Genomic DNA, 8,016 nt, shown 5'->3' with positions numbered 1-8,016 from the left:
CGATCGCCTGGTATGAGGGGGCCTCGCTTACTGAGACCGCTGAGCGTCGCCTTCGTCCGGACTGGCTTGGATCGATTGTGCTGGTGACGGACAGTACCGGAGCCTCCGTCCTGGCGGTCAATCGCTATGACGAGTATGGTATTCCGCAGAGCAGCAACAGCGGGAGGTTCCAGTACACCGGGCAGGCGTGGATCGCCGAGCTGGGGATGTATTACTACAAGGCGCGGATCTACTCGCCGACGTTGGGGCGGTTTTTGCAGACCGATCCGATTGGGTATGAGGATCAGATCAACTTGTATGTTTATGTTGGAAATGATCCAGTCAACAAAGTCGACCCAACGGGGAAAAGCATTTACGCTCGCGAAAAAGATCGGCCAATTCTCCTTAAGCTGATAAATCAAATCTCTCGAACTCAGTATAAATTTGACAAAAACGGGAATTTACAAATTGATACTAAGGCGGGAATAAATAAAAATGGTTCAAGTTATTATTCTTCACGATTGAATACGGCAATTAATGGACGTCAAACTATAACAATTTTTATAGCCGAGAAACTATATTATCACAGCCCGCTTCCGAACGGACGAGAGTCTCCGTTGCTTAGTGTTGTTTCAGTTAGAGAATCGGGGGAGGGCGTGACTAGTCCAAGTGGAAGGTCTGTTGCCATTTCGGGGCGATCGAACGTTGATCCTAGGGACGGAGTGCGCTCTACCGCTGGGCAGATTCTTGCACACGAACTAGTAGGTCATGCCATTCCAATGATTTTTGGTGGTGGATCGGGGAATGCAATTACTAACGAAAACACTGTGCGCGGCCAAACCGGTGCCCCGCTGCGGGTAGCGGACCCCACCCACACCGAGGAAATGTAGCCATGTCGAAACGTCGTGCCAGAAGGATAATGAGCCTAGCTCCACTTGTGCTCGCTGTTATCCCGGGGTGCTCTCAGGGCGGGACCTATTCGCAACCACAATCGGCGACTGGAGTGTGTTTTAGCATGGTATCGGCTATTGGGCCAAACCGCACAGTTTTGTCATTCCACCAGATAATAGTTGTGAAGAGCTCGGGGGACGCTGCGGTTGACATTACCCGACTCCAGACTTTCTCAAAAATGCGCTTCCCCTTCAACAACCCTGACAGTGTTCCAAATCGGTGGTGGAGTGCGTGGGTTTTTGATGAGAGTTTTGATACCACCCAAGGTCCGGATTGCTCTAGCTTGCCAATGATAGGCACAAAAGATTTACGATGATGGGGTGTAAATGGAATTACATTACGGTGACAGTGCACTTAATTGACAGCTACTGTCCGGCGTTAGAGCATCACGCGCATGGCCCGTCTTGCCCGCTTCGTCCTTCCCGGCATTCCCCACCATGTTACCCAGCGCGGGAACGGTCGGCAGCAGACGTTCTTTGATGACAGCGACTACGCGGCTTACCGCGATCTCTAGGGCACCAGTGCGCAACCCAAGGCGTGGCGGTGTGGAGCTGGGTGCTGATGCCCAACCACGTCCATTTGATCCTTGTGCCAGAACACACCGATGCCTTGCGCGCCGAGTTGTCAAAGGTACACCGGGCCTATGCCGGACGGATTCATGCACGGGAAAAGCGGACAGGGCACTTCTGGCAAGGCCGTTTTGGCTGCTTGGCGATGGACGAGCCGCACCTGCTGGCGGCCCTGCGTTATGTAGCACTCAATCCCGTGCGTGCGCGGCTGGTCGCGCGGGCGCAGGACTGGTGTTGGTCCAGCGTACACGCCCTGCTCGATCCCGCGCAAGGTGACGGACTGACTGTAACAGGACCGGTATTGGAGCGGGTGCCTAACTTCGCTGATCTACTGCAATCGGAAGACGACAAGGCACGATCGAGCGACTTGCGGAATTCTGAAAGCACCGGGCGCCCGCTTGGCGATACCGCCTTTCTCGACCAAGTGTCGAACCTCTTGGGCCGCGATCCGAAACCGCGTAAGCGGGGGCCAAAGGTGCGACAGGCCGGTGAATTATGTGCACTGTCACCGTATTCTCCGTAATCCGTAATCGACGGTAATCTGCCACCGTAATCCAATCACTGACCGTTTGGCATAGCTGCCCCGGCGTAAGGATCGGGCTGCGGCGGCAGCGGTGCTGGCGGTGGGATCGGGGCAGCCGGGGACTGGTCCGGCGCGGCGTATGGACCGCCGTCTCGTCCAGCCAGGCCCATCAGCTCGCGCGCAATGCTCGGCGCGCCGAACAGGATGAAGCAGCCCAGCACGATCATCACCCCGCGCCGCGCTGGCAGCCTGCCACCGAGCAGCGAGAGCCCTAGTCCAGCAACAGCAATCACCGCAATTGCAGTGCTGAACGGCCCCAATAACAGATCCGCAACCCACTGCACCGCCGCCAGCGGCTGGCTGGGTCCGGACAACGTCGATACGGCCAAAAGCGAGTTCATGATCGGACAGCTTCACCCGCTCGGCACCGGAATGCAACCGGGATGATGGAATCATGCTGGCGCAGTCGCTAAACTTATGGCCGAATGTATGGCTCAAACAGAAATGAAGAGATTTAACGTTCATTTACAATGTACATTGAATCCCTCCCGCTCCGCCAGCTATATCATCCCAGGAAAGCCCGATTGATCCCGGAAAGCCGCAGATTTCTGCGGATTTTTGGTCTTGATTGCGCTTTCCATGTTCTTATATTGTTCTCAATAATCTCCCTAAATCCGGCTTGGAGTGTGGGGGAGATTGTGGGGGCGGAACAGGATGATCGATCATGGGCCAGCTCACGCCACTGCAGATTAGAAACCTCAAGGAACCTGGACGTTACAACGATGGCGACGGGCTGTTCCTTGAACTGACTGGACCGAACAAGGGCAACTGGCAGCTCCGCGCTACTGTGAACGGCAGACGGCGGGATATCGGGCTTGGTTCGTTGTCGCTGGTTTCGTTGAAGGAAGCCCGCGATGCAGCCTTCGAACTGCGCCGCGACATCCAGCGCGGGATCGATCCGGTGGCAGAGCGCAAGCGGCGTAGGCTGGAGATCCTGACCTTCAAAGCTGCGTCTTTGCGTGTCCATGCTGAACAGAAGTTGGGCTGGAAGAACGGCAAGCATCAGGACCAGTGGATCACCACCCTGGAGAATTATGCCTTCCCGCTGCTGGGCGGCCGTTTGGTTAGCGACATTGAAGGACCACTGATCCGCGAGGTGCTGCTGCCGATCTGGTTGGACAAGCCGGAGACAGCGCGGCGGGTCAAGCAGCGGATCGGGGTGGTGCTCGACTGGGCCTATGCCAGCGGCATGCGGCCCACCGAGGCGCCGATGCGCTCGGTCAACCGCGTGCTGCCACGGCAGCCCAAGAAGGACGGGCACTTTGCCGCGATGCCCTATGATGCGGTGCCGTCCTTCATGTCTCATCTTCACAGGCGTTTGAGCGTGCCCAGGCTCGCCCTGGAGTTCCTGATCCTGACCGCTGCGAGGTCGGGAGAAGTTCGCGGAGCTAAGTGGAATGAGATCGATTTGAGCACCAAGCTTTGGACCATTCCAGCGTCCCGGATGAAGGTTGGCAAGGAACACACCGTTCCCCTTTCCGCACCCACGATCGACGCGCTGGAGCGCGCCAGACAGTTCCATGCACCGTGCAGCAACCTGCTCTTCCCGGGACGCGATGTGCGCCGCCCTCTTTCCGACATGACGCTGCTCAAGATCCTGCGCTACGCCGAGTTGCCTTACACGGTGCACGGGTTTCGCTCAGCCTTTCGCGACTGGGCTGCAGAACAGACCAGCTACCCAGGCGAGGTTGCCGAAGCGGCGCCAGCTCACACCGTCGCGAACAAGGTTGAGGCGGCCTATCGGCGCACCAACTACCTCGACAAGCGCCGTGACATGATGGCCGATTGGGCAAAGTTCTGCACTGGCGGTCAGCCTTGAAGCAGCTCAGTCGGACAAGCCATGCCGCTCCAGTCGGCGCCGGTAAACATCGTGGGTTCGCTGCCTCAGAGTGCCATCTCCCAGGCTTGACAGGATCGCATCAAGCGCAACGGTGATGAACAGGTTCTGTCGCACCGGATCGAGCGCGGCAGGCCCCTTTCGCGACTGGTATTCGTCCCTCCACGCCTCAACCAGCAGGTCGCGGACGATGATGCTGACCGACACCTCAGCCTCCTCGGCGCGCGACCTGATCCAGTCAGCAACCGGGAAGGGAATGTAGGCTTGTACTTTTGCAGAAACTGCCATGTTCGTGACTCCTGGAGTCCTTGGCGAACATGGTTTGACCTTGCGGAAGGCAGGATGGACGATGGATCACTCGCGAAGTGCAGTCAATGCAGGAAAGCGTATTGCATTACAGTGTGGTAGACGTGCAAGTCCCGTCCGCCACATTGCCAAATGATCCATGGATCATCGCCAATTCATATCAGCATTTTTCCGAAAAATGGCATTTTCAAGCTCGATATCAATATCTTACGCCATGCAGTCCACTGCGTACGGTGTGCTTGTAAACCAGCTCGGAATTTGGATCCGGCATCCAATCTCCAAATTTGTGAAAGGGCTGAAAGTTCGATCGTGCAAGGGCGCAGCCTTCCGGCGATTGAGCGTTTAGGATAGCACTGCATAGCTGACGTCCTGGAGCGGGATGTGCCAGCTAACTGACATCGTTACTTGAGCCATCGCCTTTCCGGCTATAGCCGACTCCAATCGGTCAATCATCCGCGTTTCCCCTTCGGCTAACTACTGATGGCGCTGCCAATGTGCTTGGCGTCTAAAAGCAAATCATTGGCGCGTATTCATAATACGGGATACGGCCCGCTTCCTACCTTCGCTGACGATTCCTTGGTCCGGTGTCCGTTGATCGCTGCGGGCGATAGAGGGAGCCGGAAAAGGCAAAAACCAGGACAGCTTGGAGATCTCGGGATGGATGCGGCAAACACCAAGAAGGCGCTTAGCGGCAAGATCAGCGGCGGAACGCTGCTCGCCAAGGCCATGGCGGACAAGGGGGTCAAGCGCGTCTATTCGCTGTGCGGCGGGTTCATCAATCCGATTTACATGGGCTGCGCGGAATACGGCATCGAAGTCATCGGCTGCCGTAACGAGCTCGAGGCCGGCTTCATGGCGGCTGCCCATGCCCGGCTGACGCGCGAGCCAACCGTTTGCCTTGCTGAACCGAGCGGCTTCACCAACTATGTCTCGGCAGTGGCCGAAGCCTACTACGTCGGCGATCCGGTGATCTTCATCAGCGCCTCTTCGAACACCAACAATTTCGACAATGCGGGCTTCAAGGAAATGCCCCAGGCCGAAGTCGTCCGCTGCATGACCAAATATGCGATCGAGGTGAACGCGCCGGAGCGGATCGGCTGGTTCTTCGACAAGGCCTATGACATCTGCGTCAACCAGCCGACCGGGCCGGTGCAGCTGGTTATCCCGACCAACTTCCTGTTCTCGGGCAAGATCAGTCTCGAGCAGCCCGAAGGCGCGCGCAAGTTCGATACAAAGCGCCACAAGGTGCACAAGCCCGCACCCAATCCTGACGACGTGGCCGAGCTGAAGGATCTACTGGCAAAGGCGAAAAAGCCGATCATCATCGCCGGACCCGGGGTCTGGTTCGCGCATGCCGAGCGCGAGATGGAGGACTTCTCGACCCGCTACAACGTGCCGATCTTTGTGCCTACAACCCATCTCAAGACCTATGACATGTCGCATCCCAACAACATGGGAATCGTCGACTATCACCAGAACCCGTGTTCACGCTGCCTGATGGACGAGGTGGACCTGGTGCTGTTCCTGGGTGGCCGGCTCGACTTCCCGCTCAACTTTGGTGAGGCGCCGCTGTTTGGGCTTGGTTTGCACATGGTCGCGGTCAATCCCACGCCGCGTGAGCTGAGTGACAACATGTTGGTGGATACGCGCATCTGCAGCGACATCAAGATGCTGTTCAAAGCGCTGGAGGCTGAAGAAGGCCTCATGTCGGTCGGTGCCGACTGGCCCGCCTCCATCCGCGAGCGCCGGCGCGAAAGCGTCGAACAATATCGCCCGCACCTCGATGCCAGCGAAGGGGCAATCCACCCTGTGGCGCTGTGCTACCAGGCTTTGTCGTCGCTTGGCGAAAAGGACATCATGGTGATCGACGGCGGCGACATCGCCTGCTGGTTCGAGACCGCGCTCAGCATCTGGGCGCTTGAAGGCAAGAAGATCAAGGCGATCATCAACCCCGGTCCGTGGGAGCAGATGGGAACCGGTCCGGCCTATGCCACTGCGGTCAAGATGGCCTCGCCGGAATCGCGCGTGGTTCTGGTGACGGGTGACGGCTCACTCGGGCTCTCGCCGGGGGTTACCCCGCTTGAGACGTCGATCGACCATAACGCGCCGGTTACACTGCTTGTCGCCAACAATGCGCAGTGGGGCATGATCCAGGAACAGCAGAAGGAAATGTGGGGCGAAGTCGTCGCAACCAGCCTGCGCAAGATGGATTACAGCAAGATCTTTTCTGGCGGCGGTGCCTATGCCGAGCGAGTCGAAGATGCTTCGCAGCTGCGCTCGGCAATCGAGCGCGCCTTGCACAACAACCAGAATATCTCGTCCTTCGTCGACGTGGTGACTCAAGGCGTCAAATCGCCACTGACACAGGGCATGATCGAAATGCGGGTCAGGACCGCGGCGGAATAAAGGAACAGCCAATGGACAACGCGCAAAGCATGACCGCCGATTATCCCGACCAGCTATGGCGTCCGCTGACCCAGCACGCCGCGCTGCGAGGAACCACGCCGCCGCAGATGCAGTCTGCCAAGGGCTGCACGCTGACCATGAACAATGGTGCGCAGCTGCTCGACGGGCTGGCTGGGTTGTGGTGCGTCAACATAGGCTATGGCCGACGCGAAATCGCCGAAATCGCTGCGCGGCAAATGGAGCAACTCAACTACCTGGCGCCGGTCATGGCCTGTGAGCCCACGCTGGCGCTTGCCGAAAAGATGCAGACAATGCTGGGCTTCAAGTGCCACAGCTATTTTTCGTCGAGCGGTTCGGAAGCCAATGAAGCCGCATTCAAGATTGCCCGGCAGTATCATCTGCAGAACGGTAAGCCAGGCGACAACCGCTACAAGATCATCTCACGCTATCGGGCATATCACGGCAACACGGCCGGCGCGATGGCTGCCACCGGCCAGGCCGAGCGCAAGACCGGATCGGAGCCTGGACCGGCGGGCTTCGTGCACGTCATGCCGCCCTACCCGTTCCGCGCCCATCCCAAGCTGAGCACGCTGGAACACGGCGCAGAGTGCGCCCGCCTGCTTGAAGAGGCAATCATCCACGAAGGCGCCAATACGGTGGCCGCAGTGATCATGGAGCCGATGATGTCGGGCGGCGGGGTTATCGTGCCCCCGGACAATTACCTGCCGCTGGTCCGCCAGATCTGCGATCGGTACGGCGTCTTGCTGATCTTCGACGAGGTCGTCTCCGGTTTCGGCCGGCTCGGGACCATGTTCGGTTATGAGCACTGGGCGACCGAGGCGGATATTTACACTTTCGCCAAGGGGCTTTCGAGCGGCTACTTCCCGATGGGCGCGACGGTGGTGAAGGACCATGTCTTCACCGGCTTCGACGGCGCGCCGGACAGCATGCGGCACTTGCGCCAGATCAACACGTTCGGCGGTCATCCGGTTGGCGCGGCGATCGCGCTGGAGGCGATCGCGATCGTGGAGCGCGAAGGTCTGGCGGGCAATGCCCGTGAGCAGGGCGACCATGTGCGCGATGTGCTGGGCCGCGAATTGGGCCAGCACCCCCATGTCGGCGAGATTCGCGGGCTGGGCATGCTCACGGGGATTGAACTTGTCGAAGACCGCGAAAGCAAGGTGCCGCTCGGCGAAGCCAAGATCATGCAGATCCTGGCAAGTTGCATGGGTGACGGGGTGATCCTGGGCCGCAATACCAACACCGTGCCCGGGCGCTGCAACATCCTGCTGATTGCCCCGCCGCTGGTGGTGACCCGCGACGAGATCGACCGCATCGCCGCTGCAGTTACCAAGGCGCTCAAAAGCGTCGCCTGAGGAGAGTGA

6 protein-coding genes and 1 pseudogene are annotated in these 8,016 nt (G+C 58.6%); 5 read left to right on the top strand and 2 right to left on the bottom strand.

Going from position 1 to position 8,016, the window contains the following annotated elements; translation table 11 throughout:
- Nucleotides 1–869, top strand: an 869-nt coding sequence (locus tag B2V17_RS02360) for an RHS repeat-associated core domain-containing protein (RefSeq protein ID WP_292994742.1), incomplete at its 5' end; no start/stop codon positions are given.
- A gap of 589 nt (nucleotides 870–1,458) precedes the next feature.
- A pseudogene (locus B2V17_RS02355) lies at nucleotides 1,459–2,022 on the top strand (transposase); the annotation flags it as partial.
- Between the two features lie 35 nt (nucleotides 2,023–2,057).
- Here the strand turns inward: B2V17_RS02355 and B2V17_RS02350 are convergent.
- On the bottom strand, nucleotides 2,058–2,423 hold the full coding sequence (locus B2V17_RS02350; RefSeq protein ID WP_292994740.1) for a TrbC/VirB2 family protein: 366 nt from the start codon (nucleotides 2,421–2,423) through the stop codon (nucleotides 2,058–2,060).
- A gap of 323 nt (nucleotides 2,424–2,746) precedes the next feature.
- Here B2V17_RS02350 and B2V17_RS02345 point away from each other — a divergent pair, with 323 nt between their 5' ends.
- Nucleotides 2,747–3,901, top strand: a complete 1,155-nt coding sequence (locus B2V17_RS02345; RefSeq protein WP_292994738.1) for a tyrosine-type recombinase/integrase — start codon at nucleotides 2,747–2,749, stop codon at nucleotides 3,899–3,901.
- Nucleotides 3,902–3,907: 6 nt separating this feature from the next.
- Here the strand turns inward: B2V17_RS02345 and B2V17_RS02340 are convergent, their stop codons facing one another.
- The gene (locus B2V17_RS02340) at nucleotides 3,908–4,207 is read right to left on the bottom strand and encodes a hypothetical protein (protein ID WP_292994736.1); all 300 of its coding nucleotides are present in this window, start codon (nucleotides 4,205–4,207) and stop codon (nucleotides 3,908–3,910) included.
- A gap of 675 nt (nucleotides 4,208–4,882) precedes the next feature.
- Here B2V17_RS02340 and B2V17_RS02335 point away from each other — a divergent pair.
- Together B2V17_RS02335 and B2V17_RS02330 are read left to right on the top strand one after the other, a co-directional pair.
- Nucleotides 4,883–6,631: a thiamine pyrophosphate-binding protein gene (locus B2V17_RS02335; protein WP_292994734.1), complete on the top strand. Its 1,749-nt coding sequence runs from the start codon at nucleotides 4,883–4,885 to the stop codon at nucleotides 6,629–6,631.
- An 11-nt stretch (nucleotides 6,632–6,642) separates the two neighbouring features.
- Nucleotides 6,643–8,007 (top strand): aminotransferase, encoded by a 1,365-nt coding sequence (locus tag B2V17_RS02330; protein ID WP_292994732.1) that lies wholly within the window; start codon nucleotides 6,643–6,645, stop codon nucleotides 8,005–8,007.
- Nucleotides 8,008–8,016 lie beyond the last annotated feature (9 nt).

The organism is Novosphingobium sp. UBA6272 (assembly GCF_002440635.1).
GTDB lineage: Bacteria > Pseudomonadota > Alphaproteobacteria > Sphingomonadales > Sphingomonadaceae > Novosphingobium.
Note: the sequence above shows the minus strand (reverse complement) of the source record. Positions and strands in the feature narration are given on the sequence as shown.